The 14,854-nt window shown below is 40.0% G+C and carries 20 protein-coding genes and 1 other RNA gene; 10 read left to right on the forward strand and 11 right to left on the reverse strand.

Annotation, left to right across the window (positions count from 1 at the left end; genetic code table 11):
- Positions 1–9: 9 nt before the first annotated feature.
- From AOLE_RS15040 to AOLE_RS15075, 8 genes are all read right to left on the reverse strand, one after another.
- Entirely contained in the window at positions 10–414 is a 405-nt protein-coding gene (locus tag AOLE_RS15040; RefSeq protein WP_013198728.1) for a DUF559 domain-containing protein, read from the reverse strand.
- Positions 414–809, reverse strand: coding sequence for a hypothetical protein (locus tag AOLE_RS15045; protein WP_013198729.1), 396 nt, complete (start codon positions 807–809; stop codon positions 414–416). The genes AOLE_RS15040 and AOLE_RS15045 overlap by 1 nt, the downstream gene beginning before the upstream one ends.
- The gene (locus AOLE_RS20310; protein WP_013198730.1) at positions 806–925 is read right to left on the reverse strand and encodes a putative phage replication protein; all 120 of its coding nucleotides are present in this window, start codon (positions 923–925) and stop codon (positions 806–808) included. Before AOLE_RS20310 ends, AOLE_RS15045 begins: the two co-directional genes overlap by 4 nt.
- Positions 922–1,890, reverse strand: a complete 969-nt coding sequence (locus tag AOLE_RS15055; protein WP_013198731.1) for a helix-turn-helix domain-containing protein — start codon at positions 1,888–1,890, stop codon at positions 922–924. Before AOLE_RS15055 ends, AOLE_RS20310 begins: the two co-directional genes overlap by 4 nt.
- Positions 1,887–3,548, reverse strand: coding sequence for a DNA cytosine methyltransferase (locus tag AOLE_RS15060; RefSeq protein ID WP_013198732.1), 1,662 nt, complete (start codon positions 3,546–3,548; stop codon positions 1,887–1,889). The genes AOLE_RS15055 and AOLE_RS15060 overlap by 4 nt, the downstream gene beginning before the upstream one ends.
- Entirely contained in the window at positions 3,545–3,865 is a 321-nt protein-coding gene (locus AOLE_RS15065; RefSeq protein ID WP_035331624.1) for a hypothetical protein, read from the reverse strand. The genes AOLE_RS15060 and AOLE_RS15065 overlap by 4 nt, the downstream gene beginning before the upstream one ends.
- 49 nt (positions 3,866–3,914) lie before the next feature.
- Positions 3,915–4,415 (reverse strand): phage regulatory CII family protein, encoded by a 501-nt coding sequence (locus tag AOLE_RS15070; RefSeq protein WP_013198734.1) that lies wholly within the window; start codon positions 4,413–4,415, stop codon positions 3,915–3,917.
- A 69-nt stretch (positions 4,416–4,484) separates the two neighbouring features.
- Positions 4,485–4,706: a hypothetical protein gene (locus AOLE_RS15075; RefSeq protein ID WP_013198735.1), complete on the reverse strand. Its 222-nt coding sequence runs from the start codon at positions 4,704–4,706 to the stop codon at positions 4,485–4,487.
- Positions 4,707–4,835: 129 nt separating this feature from the next.
- On the opposite strand from AOLE_RS15075, the gene AOLE_RS15080 reads away from it, so the two are divergent.
- From AOLE_RS15080 to AOLE_RS20520, 10 genes are all read left to right on the forward strand, one after another.
- Entirely contained in the window at positions 4,836–5,624 is a 789-nt protein-coding gene (locus AOLE_RS15080; RefSeq protein ID WP_013198736.1) for a LexA family transcriptional regulator, read from the forward strand.
- Between the two features lie 215 nt (positions 5,625–5,839).
- On the forward strand, positions 5,840–6,280 hold the full coding sequence (locus AOLE_RS15085) for a hypothetical protein (protein WP_013198737.1): 441 nt from the start codon (positions 5,840–5,842) through the stop codon (positions 6,278–6,280).
- Positions 6,281–6,282: 2 nt separating this feature from the next.
- The gene (locus AOLE_RS15090) at positions 6,283–6,543 is read left to right on the forward strand and encodes a hypothetical protein (RefSeq protein WP_013198738.1); all 261 of its coding nucleotides are present in this window, start codon (positions 6,283–6,285) and stop codon (positions 6,541–6,543) included.
- 2 nt (positions 6,544–6,545) lie between these two features.
- Positions 6,546–6,869 (forward strand): hypothetical protein, encoded by a 324-nt coding sequence (locus AOLE_RS15095; protein ID WP_013198739.1) that lies wholly within the window; start codon positions 6,546–6,548, stop codon positions 6,867–6,869.
- Positions 6,870–6,882: 13 nt separating this feature from the next.
- Complete coding sequence (locus AOLE_RS15100; RefSeq protein WP_013198740.1) at positions 6,883–8,043, forward strand: ATP-binding protein; 1,161 nt, start codon at positions 6,883–6,885, stop codon at positions 8,041–8,043.
- Positions 8,040–8,966 (forward strand): hypothetical protein, encoded by a 927-nt coding sequence (locus tag AOLE_RS15105; RefSeq protein WP_013198741.1) that lies wholly within the window; start codon positions 8,040–8,042, stop codon positions 8,964–8,966. The genes AOLE_RS15100 and AOLE_RS15105 overlap by 4 nt, the downstream gene beginning before the upstream one ends.
- A 1-nt stretch (position 8,967) precedes the next feature.
- Positions 8,968–9,213 (forward strand): hypothetical protein, encoded by a 246-nt coding sequence (locus AOLE_RS15110; protein WP_013198742.1) that lies wholly within the window; start codon positions 8,968–8,970, stop codon positions 9,211–9,213.
- Between the two features lie 2 nt (positions 9,214–9,215).
- Positions 9,216–9,911, forward strand: coding sequence for a DNA translocase FtsK (locus AOLE_RS20780; protein ID WP_013198743.1), 696 nt, complete (start codon positions 9,216–9,218; stop codon positions 9,909–9,911).
- Positions 9,904–10,626, forward strand: a complete 723-nt coding sequence (locus tag AOLE_RS15120) for a hypothetical protein (protein WP_013198744.1) — start codon at positions 9,904–9,906, stop codon at positions 10,624–10,626. Before AOLE_RS20780 ends, AOLE_RS15120 begins: the two co-directional genes overlap by 8 nt.
- Positions 10,627–10,797 (forward strand): GntR family transcriptional regulator, encoded by a 171-nt coding sequence (locus AOLE_RS20520; protein ID WP_013198745.1) that lies wholly within the window; start codon positions 10,627–10,629, stop codon positions 10,795–10,797.
- Here AOLE_RS20520 and AOLE_RS15125 read toward each other — a convergent pair.
- The 3 genes from AOLE_RS15125 to ggt all read right to left on the reverse strand — a co-directional run bounded on the left by AOLE_RS15125 (position 10,782) and on the right by ggt (position 14,623).
- Positions 10,782–11,948: a tyrosine-type recombinase/integrase gene (locus AOLE_RS15125; protein ID WP_013198746.1), complete on the reverse strand. Its 1,167-nt coding sequence runs from the start codon at positions 11,946–11,948 to the stop codon at positions 10,782–10,784. The two genes, AOLE_RS20520 and AOLE_RS15125, sit on opposite strands and share 16 nt — an antisense overlap.
- A 175-nt stretch (positions 11,949–12,123) precedes the next feature.
- Positions 12,124–12,482: a transfer-messenger RNA gene (ssrA, locus tag AOLE_RS20060) on the reverse strand.
- Positions 12,483–12,640: 158 nt separating this feature from the next.
- A complete protein-coding gene (gene ggt, locus AOLE_RS15130) occupies positions 12,641–14,623 on the reverse strand; it encodes a gamma-glutamyltransferase (protein WP_013198747.1) in 1,983 nt (660 codons plus the stop codon).
- Positions 14,624–14,854 lie beyond the last annotated feature (231 nt).

Raw genomic sequence — 14,854 nt, forward strand, 5'->3', positions numbered from 1 at the left:
ATCGCCTTCCTATTTACCCTTCATTAATATTTCAATTTGCTGTATTGCTATTCCAGACATAACTTGTTCTGTGCAAAACCGTAAAACTGTAAAACCCATCATTGACGCAGAGTTATATTTCTCCATATCCCCGATGTACCCTTTCCCTCTTGTATGGCGACCTCCGCTCCAGACCCCGCCTTCTACCTCAATCAAAATCTTTGTACCCGTTATTAAAAAATCTGCTCTCCATTTACGTGTTGGATGGAATTTGTATTCCTGCTCAAAACTGATCTTGTGTGTTTTTAAATGTTGTACAAGCGTTGCCTCGCCTTCACTTACAACTCGTTCTTTTTTTACTGAAACACGGCGCTTAGGTTTGCTACGTGGTTTTGCATAAAGACGTTTGTAATCGGCAAGGCTCATTGATGACATCAAGCACCACCCTTAAGCACTGGCTCTAAGTAATCAGGACGTTTCTCAAGTGAGTCTTTCCAATCACCTCTGAAGGGGTTTTGGCGTTTTGTTAAGTTAAAAAACGCTGAAAGATGAGATTGGTTTCGCCATGCATTACCAACAATATGAGGTTCAACCAACCAACCACATGCCATCCCATCCTCATCTGTTGCCATAAAGTTGACGTGTGCAGGAATTACAGACCAATCATATTTTTGCTCCAAACAATGTTTTATAGCGTCTTCAAGTAAGCGAAATTGTTTTTCTGCTACCCCATCTAACAGAACAACCCAGTCAAGATATTGGTTCATTCGAATACTGCGATTGCCAATTTTTAACCAGTCGCCATCCACAATAACTTCTGCCTTAATCATTGTTTCACCTCATCTACTTCCTTACGCGCCAACCACCACAAAGCCACTGCACCGCATAGCGCTGCTGTTACAAACGAAATTAGTAAACCCCATCCCAAAATCTCGAATTTATTCATGCTGCTGCTCCTTTGCCTTGTTGAAATCCAACTTGAATGAGGTAAGGCATCCATTTTTGTTGTTGTGCAGGATCTGCGAGTTTTACTGCGATCCGTGCTGCAAGTTGTTCATAGCTTTCGTTACCTTCGGCATACTTGCTAGAAAACTCAGGATGTTTAGAAAGCTTGTCAGCGAAGACAGCAATCTGCTTTTGACTTAAACCAGTTGAATTTTTTTGTTCACCAGAAAATGATTTAGCCGGTTGTGATGAATTTTGACGGCGTTCGTATTTAGCTCTTGCATTCAGTAACCAATCAGCAAAATGGAAAATCAAAAGATCATCACAAAGATTCTTTGACGCATTGTTGAGTTCAAATGCTCTAAGTTCTCGGTGGTACCATGACTCCATTACGAGTTGATCAAAATCTACAGACTTGTCAGAAAGTAAAATTTCTTCACGAAGTTTTTTAAAGCAAAGCCATGATTTTTTATTTTTAGATTCTATTGAAAGATTCATTGATAGATTCTGTGTACCGTTTTTGGTACTGTTTCCACGGAAAAACGGTACTCTTTGCCCGGAAAATTGGTACTGTTCCTTTTTTGGAACTGTTCCGTTTTTGGTACTGTTATCACTCTCTTTTAAAGAGTTCCGTTTTTGGTACTGTTTGCTTTTAATTTCGCCAGTTTCTTCTCTGCCTTTAACACCGATTAAGCGATAAACAATTACCTGTTTGGTAGACCCTTCACGCTTGCCAGAATCCTCAATTAAACCGTCTTCGATTAACTCTGCTATCACTTTAAAAATCGTTTTACGGTCCATACCCGTATCTTTAGATAGTCGTGAGACACTTGGATAGCAGCAATGGTCTTCACCAGCTCTATCCGCTAATGAAAGTAGTACTAAGCGCTTCATTGGCTTCTTACTACCTCCTTTAATTTGGGGGAGTTCTACTCTCCACGCCCACACAGTGGCATCTAAGCTCATGCGGCCCCCTTCATTAGTTTCGTAATAAATGGATTATTTGCTCTGGCAATAGCAGCCATAGGCTCTGGTGAAACACTGTTGCCACACATATGGACTTGTTCTGTTTTAGTTAAGGGCTTGCCGTCATGACCACGATCGATGATGTAAGATTGTGGAAAGCCTTGGGCTATGTACAATTCACGTGGGTAAAGCATGCGCATTTTTATATCAACAATTACCCATGGTTCGCCTTTAACCCATACAGTTACAAGAGCTAGTCGGTCTTTAGTTGTTAGGGTGTCTATGGGAGCCGTAATGTCACGAGCATCGCCGTTTCCGTAGTAATTGATTAAGAACGCCGCAACACGCAGCGCATCATTGAGATTTTCTTTACTTAAAGTCGCACTTACTAAACTGTGGCGATTTTCTGTAGTAATAGTATTTAAAGGGCTATTTAAAGAATTAGCTCGGTGGTCTGTTTCACTTTTTTCACCATAATAAGCTTGAGTGAAAACAGCAGATACCAAGCCATGATGACCGCCCTTAACTTGCGCGCAGATCGTTGTTAAAGGCTCGAAAATACCCCAATTTCTTTGATGTGATGCATTTGCAAACTCTGTTAAAAAAGGCGCTATGATTGGACTGATAAGTGAACTATGTCCACCATATCCAGCAGTTGTTGTACCCAATGGCTCATCGATTGCATGACCAAAACTAGTATTAAAATCTCTGCCTATAAATGGCACTGCATTCTTAACGATGTAAGGCTTTTTGGCATCAAGAACGAGTTTTTTCATACCTCGTGCCACTCGTCTCAAAGTCGCATCAACAAGAGGTTTTGGACGATCAAAAATAGAATTGCCCAAATCACTAAAATCAATGCACTCAGCTGCTTCACGCCATTTTTTTTGACCACGTTTAGGTTTTTTAGCATGCGTAGCTTCAGGCCAAACTATTTCTTGCCCATCACAACGAGCAACCATAAATAAGCGTTTGCGAATTGTTGGAGCGCTATAGTCGGCAGCTATAATCTTTTTCCATTCCACAACATAACCAAGCCGCTCAAGGCTATGAACAAAGTGTTTCCAAGTTCTTCCTTTCTTTCTTGGATCTGGAACTAAGAACTGATTATCTCTTGGTACATGTTCACCAGGTTCTGCAACTCGATGTACCTTTCTACCGTTCACTTCAATTTTTTCTAAAGTAATAACTCGTCCTGTGGCCTTGTCGCGTTTAGCAATAAGTGGGCCCCAATTTAGTATCTGCTCAACATTTTCCAAACTAATAACGTCAGGTTTAACCTTGCCAGCGAACTTAAGAACTACCCATGAAAGGTCGCGTATTTCTTTTTTACGTGGTTGACCACCAGCAGCTTGCGAATGATGTGTACAGTCTGGGCTTGCATGAAACCATCCCACTTGATACCCATCGCATATTTCAACTGGATCTACTACGAAGACATCTTGCACATAATGCTTAGCATGTGGGTGATTAGCCTCATGCATAGAAATAGCTTTAGGGTTATGATTAACAGCTACATGAACAGGCCTGTTTAGCCCCATCTCTAAACCTGTGCTGGCACCGCCACCGCCCGCAAAGAAATCTACGATGATTTTTTCAGAGAAATTTAAATCAAATTGAGTCTTAAATGAGCGTGCAATATCAACAAATGTATTCATGCATCACCGCCTTCATTCAACTGAATGAAAGTACTACCTAAATACCGAATCCGTTTAGCCCGATATAAACTTGAGATGATTTGACCTGCATGGAAAATTGGCATTCTGTGCTGCACCGAAAGTGCATACATAAACTCATCACGTTTTACTGCTGCATTATTTTCATCACGTTTTTGGTCTCGCAAATTCTGCTTACGTACTTCAAGCAATCCTTCTAAAGTTCTAAGAGCTGGTTCATACCAAGATTGAATAATTTGCTGACGTTTCTGCTCTTGCAGATTGTCTTTAGTAGTTTGATTTGATAAATTAGTTTGCATATTCGATTCCTCTAGCCAGTAATTGAATTGAAAAGCCTGATCTCGACCATCAGGCTTTTTCATTTCCTAATTCCGCTGTACATTTTTTCATTTGTTTTAAAGCTGCCTGATCAACGGCGGTGATAAGCTCAATAAGGTTTTGCGTTAGATGGTGTATTTCTTCATATTCCAACGGCGTAATAATTCCGTCTTCATATGCTTCATAAACCACACGATTTGCTTTTCCGTTTTTAATGTTGTGCTGCATCATTGCTTCAAAAATTGATAACTCATGATGCTTAGAGCTGCTGCATCCAACTGGAACCAAAGCAAAGCCCAGCTCATGAGCCCAAACCTTTAGCAATGCGGGGTTTTGTGTGAAAAAAATCATAGCTTCAAGCTTTTTTAAGCTCGGTAAATAGGCTGGCATGTTTTGATTGCCGTAATTACAAACCGTGTTATGTGAGTCACCTATTGCTTGAGCAATTTCTTTTGCTGTGCAATTGGGCGTTTTATTTACCATTTGCCATAGTGCTATTTGTGCATCTCGGCTTAGAGTCATTTCTTGCATTGTGAAATCCTTCATTTACTTCACATTTCTTTTTTGAAACTTTCGATTAATACTTGCCTAACTTTGTTTTTAAGCTGTTTTTGATGTTCCTAAAAAGAAATCAAACAGGCTTTTGTGAGTTAGTTTTTGATTACTTGCTTCAACCATTTTTTGGATTGTTTCCATTCTTGGTTTTTTGCGAGCATGGATTAAATGAGTTTCCATATATCCATATGTGACTTCTGCCTTCTCGCAGAATTTAATACGGTCACTCTCACTTAATCCTCTCCAATAGCTATGAAGAGTAAGCATAAATACACCTCACTGGTAAATATATTTAATAAATATACCCACAAGGTAAATAAAATACAACCTGTTAGGGTATTTATTTTTTCTACCTATTAGGTATTTTGAGTTCAGCGCTAGAGGTGAATTGAAAAAATGAGTGAACTAAAGACTATTCATGAAATTAGGCTTGGTAATACAAGAAAATTAATGAAGGAATCGGGACTAACTCGTTCTGAATTCGCCGAAAAGATTGATATGTCTTATGGATTGGTAAGCCAATACATTGGAAAGAATCCAACAAAGAATATTGGTGATGAAACCGCTTTAAAAATAGAAGAAGCTTTTAATAAACCTCGTGGGTACCTTGATCAATCTGACATTCAAAATGAAAATGCACACCAATTAGATGGTACTGCTAGTTTTAAGCAACTCGACATAGAAGCATTTAAGAAAAAATATAATATTCCTGACAGTGAAGATGCTGTACTTTTCTCAAATGTTATCGAAAAACCATTAGTTATTTCAAAAAGATGGGTTCCAGTTAAGGCATACAGCAAGATGGGCATGGACGGTTATTTTACAGACATGGGGTATGATGGAAACGCTGGCGATGGGTACGTTCCGACTCACACTGCTGGTGATCGATCATATGCAATTAAAGGAACTGGAGATTCAATGTACCCTGCTATCCGTAATGGCTGGTATGTAGTATGTGACCCAGATGCAGAATTAACGCCGACTGAATTTGTGCAAGTTTGCTTAAAAGATGGTAGATGCACAATTAAAGAATTTATTGGCATTCATAATAATGTTTTAAATCTATTAGCTGTAAACGGCGGTGAACGCTTAACTTTTGATATGGATGAAGTCGAAAGTATTACAGCTATTACCGATATTGTGCCTCCTAGCCAACACACACAGCAGCATCCAAAAGCTCATTAATTATTTTAATAAACCATTATTTAAGCCCACCAATTGGTGGGTTTTTTATGGCCTTTACATTAAATACACCTAGCAAGTAAAAAAATAATCAATTAATTTCACCTCACAGGTATTTACTTTATTTTACCTTACAGGTATATTTTTCTCACAGGCAACAAAAAAAGCACATCGACTCTTCTACCTTCCGATGTGCTTTGCAAACTGCGAGATCAATTATGAATGCAAAAGCAATTCCACACAAGCATAAGGTAACAGGCGTTACAGCTATTGCTGTTCTTGTAGCCCTTGGTTCTTGTGAATACCGTAGCGCTAATTCTAGCGTCCCTTCAAATTACTCATATGAAAGCAAGCAAATGGTTGCTTCTGAATATGAACTTTTAGCTGCTAAGAAAACTGGTGAGCACTCAGGCGAAGGCGTAATACGCATTGACGGCTTTAAGTTAAAGGTCACTTTTGATTATGAAGGCGTTCCTGACAACTACGGCGTAGCAGGATCTGACTTTACAGCTGCTGAAATTACCAACCTTGCTATTGAGTCAGTAACAGACCTAAGCGGAAAGCCTTGGAACGACTTCACCAATCGCGATGACCATAAAAATATAAATATTTTGTTGGTGGGCTACATCGATCGTAACCATTGGATCGAGGAGGCTTAATCATGGCTAATTCAACTCTAAATCTATCTCAACGCCAACAAGCCGTTTTAGAAACAGTGATCGAGATCAATAAAGAAGGCCACCGACCTTATACATGGCAAGTTGTGAGACGCTTGGGCACTAAAGGCCATCAAATCACTGAAAAGCAATGTGCTTATGATCTTAGCGTGATTATTCGCACCAAAGGCACAGGGGTATTTTCTGCAAAACTTGATAGCAATCCTAAAATTTGGATCTATCAAGAATCTATGGGAGTGGCTTAATCATGCAAAAAGTTAAGCATCACCCAGATGGGTACAAGTCCTACTTAGGCCGTGACAACACTGGTTTGTATTCGGTTCGCATCGGCTGGCAAGTTTATGCGTCAAATGCAAATGGCACTGTGCTGTACAAAATCATCAAAGAAGTTAAGACGCCTTTGGATGTCGAGAAGTTCAAAACTGAATATCCAAAAGTATGGGAAGTACTTACCCAAGTAATTAGCTTCGAGCGCACTAAACAACTAGCTAAGGATCTAGGTGACTCACACATTCCTTCAACTGACCGCAAAAACTATAAACGTACTCGCGGCTTTACTGGTAGTCGCTAGGAGCAAAAATATTATGGCTATTGAAGTTTTTACACCTGAACAAACGCTATTGGTTCAAAGCGTTATTTGTTACCTATATACAGACCCTGGTCTTGGTAAAAGTTCCATCGCTCATACAGCTAACAAGCCTGTAATTTTTGACTTTGACAAAGGTCAGCATCGTGTAGCGCCTGAGCTTCGCAGAGGCACCATTGTACGCATTGACACATGGTTAGATCTTGAGAACTTAAAGGACAGTTTTTACGACAACTATCAAACAATTGTTGCTGATACCGTTGGGGCTATGCTTGATGCTATCAAAGATCAATTGTTAAAAAATCCTGATAATAGACAACGTGACCAAACTCTAACCCTTAAAGCGCAAGGATTAGCTGGTAACAAGTTTATGACTTTGGTTCGCAAATGGCAGAGCCTTGGTAAAGATGTGGTGTTTATTGCCCATGCTATAGAAGAGGAAGCGGGTAAAGAAAAGCTAAAAGTATATCGACCAGATTTAGCCGGTAAAAACCGTAATTTACTTTACCGCATGGCTGACGTAATGGGCTATCTCCACTCTGCCACTGATGAGAATGGCGATACTATTCGTACTATTCTTTTCAATCCTACTCCAACTCACCACGCTAAAAACTCAGGTCGATTGGGTGCGGTAATGACAACATCAAGCGGTGCCGAAATCTGTACTGGTCAAGTACCCGTACCTGAGTTAAGCAGCTCCCCTACTTTCTTAGCTGATCTACTTAAACAAGCTAAAGAACACATTAACACTCTGACACCAGTACAAGCTGCTGAAATTAAAGCTCAGGCAGATTTGAGTAACTTTAAACAATCTTGTACTGAGGCAAATCACGCCGGTGATCTAAACCAGCTTACTGAATCTCTCGATAGAGAACACAAATATGCCCTACCTATGTGGCATGCAATTCAGTTACGTGCTCGTGAAATGAACTGCACTTTCGATCAAGAGAAGAAGAAATGGAAGAACCCACCTGAGTTTAAAGGAATTTCAAATGAACAGCGTGATGAATTACAGGCATTCATTGATGAGTGTGGTTTAGACGTGAAATCAGTTTGTGAGCATCTAGGCATTGATGCCCTTACTCAAATTGAAGCAGCAAAACTAACAGCAGTTAAACAAGACATTGAAACATTGGCTAAAACGGGGATGACAGCATGAAAATACTTAATAAAATCGAAGCAAAACTTGCTTGGGCTAATGGTGAATTACTTTTAGTAAATAATACAGAACGTAATGGCTGGGAACCTTTTAACCCTTATGATTTTGGTTTTGATGTATTTGATAAATTTGAATTTCAAATTAAGCCTAGAACGATTTTTATTGGCGAGTTTGAAATACCAGAACCATTAAAAGAAGCTCCAGAAAAAGGTTCTACTTGCTCTTATCCAAACCCAACAGTTGAATTAGGTGTACAGCAGTTTAAGTGGAATGGTTCAAAAGGACAATTGCGTATGCTCCAGCATGGCCAAGTTCACTCAAGTTTTGATAATGCATTTGCTCATTGTTGCGCGATTATCAAAGTCAGTGGTGGTGAGTTTGCTGAAGATATGCTGAAACTTCTGAATAAGCCAACTGATGAAGATGAAGCACTTACTGAAAGTGTTATTGAATCTTCAAATGTGAAAACTTCAACAACAAATAATTCAGAAAAAACACCAATAACTGAACCTGATGTAAAGGAAGAAACCGAAGATACGGAATATCAAAAGACACTTGAGACACTTCTACAGCGTGTAAAAGAGTCAAAAACACCAGCAGAAGTAAACGCAGTTTATCGATACACCCGCACTTGGTCTGATAAACAAATGGACCCTTTGCTCAAAGCTACTCATAAGCGTTTAACAGAACTTGCGGATGAAAAGCCTGTAGAGACTGAACCGCCATCTCTAATGGTTCAGATCCAGAATGCACCAGACCTTACGACATTGGATGCGCTGGAAATTGATGTGGCAAGCCGTGCTCTAGAAATTCAACCGAAGCTTATGGGGTATGTGAGAAAACGCCGCTTCGAGTTAGAGAATCCTACATCTACAGCACCTCAAGAGGCTGAGCCTGATTATCTGTTAGGAGACAACTTCTAATATGAAAGATCAGTTCAAGAAAGTGAATAACAAGCACTTACTTGGTTTTACGAACTACTTGCACTTGCTGGGCTTTGTAATAGTCCAGCAGGGAGTAAACCAAGCAATGCTTTTAACGAAACATTATGCCGTTCCTGTAGCTTGGCGCCGCATAACAATCGACTACAACAACCGGTTAAATAGACCCGCCCAGCAGCTTTATAAAGAGTTTGTTGAGTGGACTAAAGAAGAATATTTGAGGGCTTAAAAATGGATATGGAATTATATAAATCAGTTGTAGATTTCGTTAGGAATCATAACAAAGCTAGCACGTCACATATTCAACGTGCATTTAACCTCAGTTATAACCGTGCCGTTCCAATTATGGATAAATTAGAAGAAGACTATGTAATTAGTCCAATGTCAGCAAATGGCAAACGTGAAGTTTATCCAGAAATTGTGGCTGAGCTCCAGCAACAAATTAAAGTTCTAACAGCCGATTTAAAAGAGTCACAAAGTGATTTTGCTTATGCATATAAATCTGTCACCAGCTGGACTGAACGTGCATATAAACAACGTGAAAAAGTTGAATTGATTAAGAATGAGGTTGAGCGATTCCAGCAGTCAGGATCCCCTTCAGACCTAAATCAATTCTTAAGTAATTTAATTGAATTGGCCACATTTAAAAATGATCATGAATTTACGGATTTTGTCTTATTCCCAAAAGTAGCTACAAAGGAAATAAACGAAATTTTAGGAATGCAATGTTTTCAATTTATTCGTACAGCTCAGATTTACAGAAAACTTGGCTTTGAAATTAATAAAAAAGCTGAAGATGAACAAGCATTCTTTTTGTTTAAGTTTCTGCATTTAGCACTAGTACATGGTGATAAGTATTTAAATGTATTTAATGCAGAAACTCGAAATTTAATTGAGACATGCGAATCGGGAGCTGCAAATGAGTAAATCAACATTGTGGGCCGTTGCAATGCGGCCTGAAGGTGACAGCCCTCTTAAACAAACACCAGCAGCTTCTAAAGAATTAGCAGATAGAGCTGTAGAGCGTTATAGAAAAATGCATGAGAAGGAAGGTAATAACTTTTTCTTAGAAATTTTCGATGATGTTATTAAAGTCCAGAAATGGCACGGTACCCGTAAGGACCATATTAAAAATCTATTTTATGTAGAAAGCTGGTTCACCCAAGCAATGTATCAATGCTTTGATTTGAAGACAGCTGAACGTGTTTTTAAATTTGATGAAATTGTGAATTGCTACAAGAAAGGATCTGCCCCTCTTGTAACCAAAAGCTTTGATGAAGCAAAACAATTTTATGGATCTAGTGAGACGGGTTTTAAATATCAGATCCAGCCAATAGAACCACCTGAAAACCTTTTCAATTGGTTTCATCCAGATATTGAATTGTTTGACACCATTGAAGAAGGAGCAGAAGCCTATACAAGAGAACAGTGGGCACAACTTCAGGTGAATCTTAGAGTTGAAATTGAAACTCAACTATTAGATTACGATGAAATACCAAATATACCGGAAGATGCAGTCGTTTGGCCCAACTGGAAGCCAGAACCACCAGAACAAGGACTATTTTTAATTGCAGCATTTGATTCAGAAAATGGCCCTGTTCTTTGGTGGGCTAAGCCAAACGTAGAATGTAAGGAGGTTTAAATGTCTTGGTATTCTTTAAGACAACTAGCTAAAGAGCTCGGTATGGCTCCAAATACATTTAAAAAATATTATTTGGAGGATTTCCCGCCAGATCGAGAGTCCAAAACTTATAAAGGATGGACTTCTCAATCCGTAGCTAAAATTAAAACTGCAATTCAAGGCGCTAAATAAGCGCCTTTTATCCATCCTTCAACCTCATTTGCATACCAAGTCATAAGCTCTACTCGCTCATCCCAATATTCAGCACGGTTATAAATTTTACTTGTCTTGTCGGCCTTGGTTGATTTATTCACATGTGCGATCTGATAATCGATCACCTCACCACGGAATAATTTACTTTCATTTGCATGGGTCGAAAAAAGTGAACGAAAACCATGGGTAACCATTTTATCTTCATAGCCCATTCTTTTAATCATGGTAAGTACCGACTCAGAGGTCATATACTCATAAGGCTTTCCACGTTTTTTAAATATATAACCATCATCAGTTTTTACGCTTTCGAGTTCCTTAAATAGTGCATAAATCTGCGGCACTAATGGAACCATTAATTCCTTTCTTCTTTTCATGCGATCAGCTGGAATAATCCAAACCTTATTTTCAAAATCTAGCTCGCCAGAATCCCATCTAGCTTTTAATAATTCTGTTATACGCGTTCCTGTATAACAAACTAGCAGCATCGCCATTTTAACTATGGAACTTGAATGGCTTGCATGCATGCGTCTAAAAAATTCAGGCATCTCGCTTGCAGGTAAACAAGGATGGCTGTCAGATTCATATTCTGGAATTACATCTTCCACCAATGTACATGGATTACGATCTGAATAATCTGAAGCAATTGCAAAATCAAATACCTGCTTGCCAAGTCTTAATGCACGACTGGCTGTCTCTAAAGTACCTTTTGCAACAATTTCTTTAATTTTCTTCGATATGTGCTTTCTTTCAACTTCATTAATTGGAAGATTTTTAAAGTCTTCGGTTAGATATGCAAGTCGATATTCGACTGTGTCATAGTATTTTTTGCTGGTCCACTGAGATTTCATGATACTCAACCATTCCTCAACTACTTTATGGACTGGTGGAGAATTGGCAACCTTGCCCTGATATTCTAATTTTAATTGTCTTGCTTGTAGACGAGCTTCCTTACATCCCATAATGGGATATTCACCAAGCATTTTTTGATTTTGCTTTCCGTTTTGACGGTATGACAGAACCCATTTCTTTTTCCCGTTTGGAAAGACAGAAATGTTTAACCCTTCCCCATCTGCAACTGAATATCTAGATTCTTTAGGTTTTAATGACTTTACTTGGGCATCCGAAAGCATAGTGTTATACCGTATAACAATTGTATAACAGCTTATAGTGATAAAGTTTGATTATCAATGATTAAGCTGAATCAAGAATGATTAAATCCAAGGCATTAAAAAAGCCCTAAATCATTAAGATTTAAGGCTTTTTGATCAACTCTAATCATATGTGATTAACTTTGATCTAAGTATTTGGTGGAGATGGCGGGAGTTGAACCCGCGTCCGCCAGCATTACGCTCGAGAATACTACATGCTTAGATATCGTCTATTGTTTTAACACCAAGTGACCCGACGAACAGGGTACAAGTTGCGATCCTCTAAGTTTGGTATAAAGCCCCGAGGCTTGACTCTATACGGACTTGTGTGCGTGCGCTACGGTCGGGTTCCTAAACCACAAGTATTCTAGGAAGCGGACAAACTGCCCTTAGGCAGCTAGAGCGTAAGTTTCGTCGTTTGCGACTAAAATATGCAAATTTGATTTACGAGAGAAAATGCGCTCTCGGCATGCATCTATGAGTTTCATCACCAGCGTCGAAGCCAATAACATCCCCATGAATGTCTGAACATCATAGCATAACTAAAATAAAATACTGTGCATTTTATCAACAGTCTGCTACTGATGAACATATTTACATAATTGAGTGTCTTTTGTTTTTTTCAAGGGCCGCATAAAAAAGCTGCCAAAATGACAGCTTTTTTAAAGTTTGGTCTATAAAGCACCATTGCCTAACACAATACCTTCACGGCGTGGGTCTACTCCACCTGCGTATTTACTTTGATTATTTATATTTACTTTCATAATCGTTGAAATACCACTGGTTTGCGCAGTGTTCGCAACGCCATGCCCTTTTGCTTTTAAGCCTTCAATCAAATCAAGCAAAGAAAGCTGTACATTCGAGCTATCCACATTGGTGTTTTTGCTATTGGTCGCGCCAAAGTTAACAAGCGAGGTCGCCTGCTGAGCGTTTAAGTTCCAGTCCAATGCCCCCACCAAAGTTTTAACTACATATTGAATGATCGTGCCGCCGCCTGGTGAACCTGTTGCCATATAAAACTCATCTGGCGTGGTGCCTTTAAACACTAAAGTTGGTGCCATGGTACTGCGTGGGCGTTTGCCCCCTTCTACACGGTTGGCAACCAGTGCTCCCGTGCTGTCTAGCGGGTTGGCGCTAAAGTCAGTTAACTGGTTCGATAGCAAGAAACCATCTACCATGTGGAATGAACCCATGCTCGATTCAACAGTCGATGTCATTGAAACCACATTGCCGTAGGCATCTACAATCGTGAACTGAGTTGTACCGTGTTCAACAGTTGTGTCGACTCCCGAAGCTGGGTTGAAATTACCCGCTGGTGCAACGCCCATACTTTGGTTCGGGTTAATTAGTGCTGCACGTTGTTTCAGGTAGTTTTTATCAATAAAGCTAGCAATACCCTGCGCTGGTAAAGCGACAAAGTCGGTATCTGCCACATATTTATCGCGGTCGGCGTAGGCCAAACGCTCTGCCTCAGACACTAAATGCACGCCCATTACATCTGGCACACCACCCTCATTTTCAGGGTTCTTAGGTGGGTAAAGCGACATATCAAAGTTTTCTAAAATACCTAGTGTTTGCGCAACTGCAATCCCTCCCGAAGATGGAGGCGGCATGGTACAAACATAGTAACGGTCACGATACGTCGTACAAATCGGGTCGCGTTTTTTAACCTGATAGTTCGACAAATCCTGCAAGGTCATCAAGCTTGGAGTAATTGGAGTTTTTGCTGGGTCATCGCCAAATGGTTGTGCAGCTTTTTCCACAATCGCTTGGGCAATTGGACCAGTGTGTAATGCATTTGCGCCTTGTGTGGCAAGGGCTTCTAGGGTTTTTGCATAGGCTTTATTGGTCATGGTCTCGCCCACTTTACGAGGTGAACCATCTGTGTAGAAATAGGTTGCCATTGCATTTGCATCAAGCGCTAAGCTGTTTGCATTGCTTGCAATTGCATCTGCCAAGCGGCCCGGAATACGGAAACCGTTATCAGCCAAACCAATCGCCTCACCAAAAAGCTGGTCCCATTTGAGTTTGCCATGTTCTTGTTGAGCTTGTTCAAGCAAACGCATCACTCCCGGCACACCAATCGAGCGACCGCTACGGCGAGCACTTGGTACAGGTGCTGGTGAATTTGGGTCATATATATCTTGGCGAATTAAATAATATTCATTGGCTGCGGCTGGTGCAGTTTCACGGCCATCGTAGGCAGTGACTTTTTTGGTTTTGGCGTCGTAATACATCATAAAACCACTACCAGCAATGGTGCTCGATTGAGGTTCTACTAAACCTAACACCGCTTGTACCGCAACGGCAGCATCGACTGCACTACCGCCTGCTCTTAAAACATCACAACCCGCTTTTACCGCAAGTGGCGTGTTTGCCACCACCATATATTTATCTGCGTATTTAACCGTGTTACCGAGTCTATAACCCGATGCACCCTCAGGCGCTGCTGGGTCACCATTTTGGTTTGAACCGACCACCACGCTTGAACCGTCCTGTGCCAGTTTGCTACAACTGGTGGGGTCATTATCAACTATTAAATTGGGTAGGGTTGTATTTGAATCGTCCTTGGGCTGATCTGAAGAATCATCTCCACATCCTTGTAATAAACCGACTGCTAATAAACTACTGAACAAAAATGAATATCTTTTATTCACGTGATAACTCCAATATATACGCCTGCCTATCCATGCAATTGCCATGCAAGCTTCTTTGTTTTCAGGTATTAAGTTTTTTTAATCTTTGATAAAAATAAGGTTTTATAATATTGAATGTTTAAGAGCGTTTTTTCCTGTGCCCTGTATTAAGCCTCCTTGCTTGATATTACACGCTTTTATATTTGATCTGCCCGATTCTGGCATGCTTTATTTAGTGAAATACAGGCAAAA

Source organism: Acinetobacter oleivorans DR1, from assembly GCF_000196795.1.
In the GTDB taxonomy this organism is placed as follows: Bacteria; Pseudomonadota; Gammaproteobacteria; order Pseudomonadales; family Moraxellaceae; genus Acinetobacter; species Acinetobacter oleivorans.

Excerpts from the sequence above, each read along its gene's own strand:
- AOLE_RS15090 (WP_013198738.1), top strand. The coding sequence starts at position 6,283 with ATGGCTAATTCAACTCTAAATCTATCTCAACGCCAACAAGCCGTTTTA.
- AOLE_RS15065 (WP_035331624.1), bottom strand. The coding sequence starts at position 3,865 with ATGCAAACTAATTTATCAAATCAAACTACTAAAGACAATCTGCAAGAG.
- AOLE_RS15055 (WP_013198731.1), bottom strand. The coding sequence starts at position 1,890 with ATGAGCTTAGATGCCACTGTGTGGGCGTGGAGAGTAGAACTCCCCCAA.
- AOLE_RS15070 (WP_013198734.1), bottom strand. The coding sequence starts at position 4,415 with ATGCAAGAAATGACTCTAAGCCGAGATGCACAAATAGCACTATGGCAA.
- AOLE_RS15060 (WP_013198732.1), bottom strand. The coding sequence starts at position 3,548 with ATGAATACATTTGTTGATATTGCACGCTCATTTAAGACTCAATTTGAT.
- AOLE_RS20520 (WP_013198745.1), top strand. The coding sequence starts at position 10,627 with ATGTCTTGGTATTCTTTAAGACAACTAGCTAAAGAGCTCGGTATGGCT.
- AOLE_RS15045 (WP_013198729.1), bottom strand. The coding sequence starts at position 809 with ATGATTAAGGCAGAAGTTATTGTGGATGGCGACTGGTTAAAAATTGGC.
- AOLE_RS20780 (WP_013198743.1), top strand. The coding sequence starts at position 9,216 with ATGGATATGGAATTATATAAATCAGTTGTAGATTTCGTTAGGAATCAT.
- AOLE_RS15085 (WP_013198737.1), top strand. The coding sequence starts at position 5,840 with ATGAATGCAAAAGCAATTCCACACAAGCATAAGGTAACAGGCGTTACA.
- AOLE_RS15080 (WP_013198736.1), top strand. The coding sequence starts at position 4,836 with ATGAGTGAACTAAAGACTATTCATGAAATTAGGCTTGGTAATACAAGA.
- AOLE_RS15125 (WP_013198746.1), bottom strand. The coding sequence starts at position 11,948 with ATGCTTTCGGATGCCCAAGTAAAGTCATTAAAACCTAAAGAATCTAGA.
- AOLE_RS15120 (WP_013198744.1), top strand. The coding sequence starts at position 9,904 with ATGAGTAAATCAACATTGTGGGCCGTTGCAATGCGGCCTGAAGGTGAC.
- AOLE_RS15075 (WP_013198735.1), bottom strand. The coding sequence starts at position 4,706 with ATGCTTACTCTTCATAGCTATTGGAGAGGATTAAGTGAGAGTGACCGT.
- AOLE_RS15110 (WP_013198742.1), top strand. The coding sequence starts at position 8,968 with ATGAAAGATCAGTTCAAGAAAGTGAATAACAAGCACTTACTTGGTTTT.
- AOLE_RS20310 (WP_013198730.1), bottom strand. The coding sequence starts at position 925 with ATGAATAAATTCGAGATTTTGGGATGGGGTTTACTAATTTCGTTTGTA.
- AOLE_RS15095 (WP_013198739.1), top strand. The coding sequence starts at position 6,546 with ATGCAAAAAGTTAAGCATCACCCAGATGGGTACAAGTCCTACTTAGGC.
- AOLE_RS15100 (WP_013198740.1), top strand. The coding sequence starts at position 6,883 with ATGGCTATTGAAGTTTTTACACCTGAACAAACGCTATTGGTTCAAAGC.
- AOLE_RS15105 (WP_013198741.1), top strand. The coding sequence starts at position 8,040 with ATGAAAATACTTAATAAAATCGAAGCAAAACTTGCTTGGGCTAATGGT.
- AOLE_RS15040 (WP_013198728.1), bottom strand. The coding sequence starts at position 414 with ATGTCATCAATGAGCCTTGCCGATTACAAACGTCTTTATGCAAAACCA.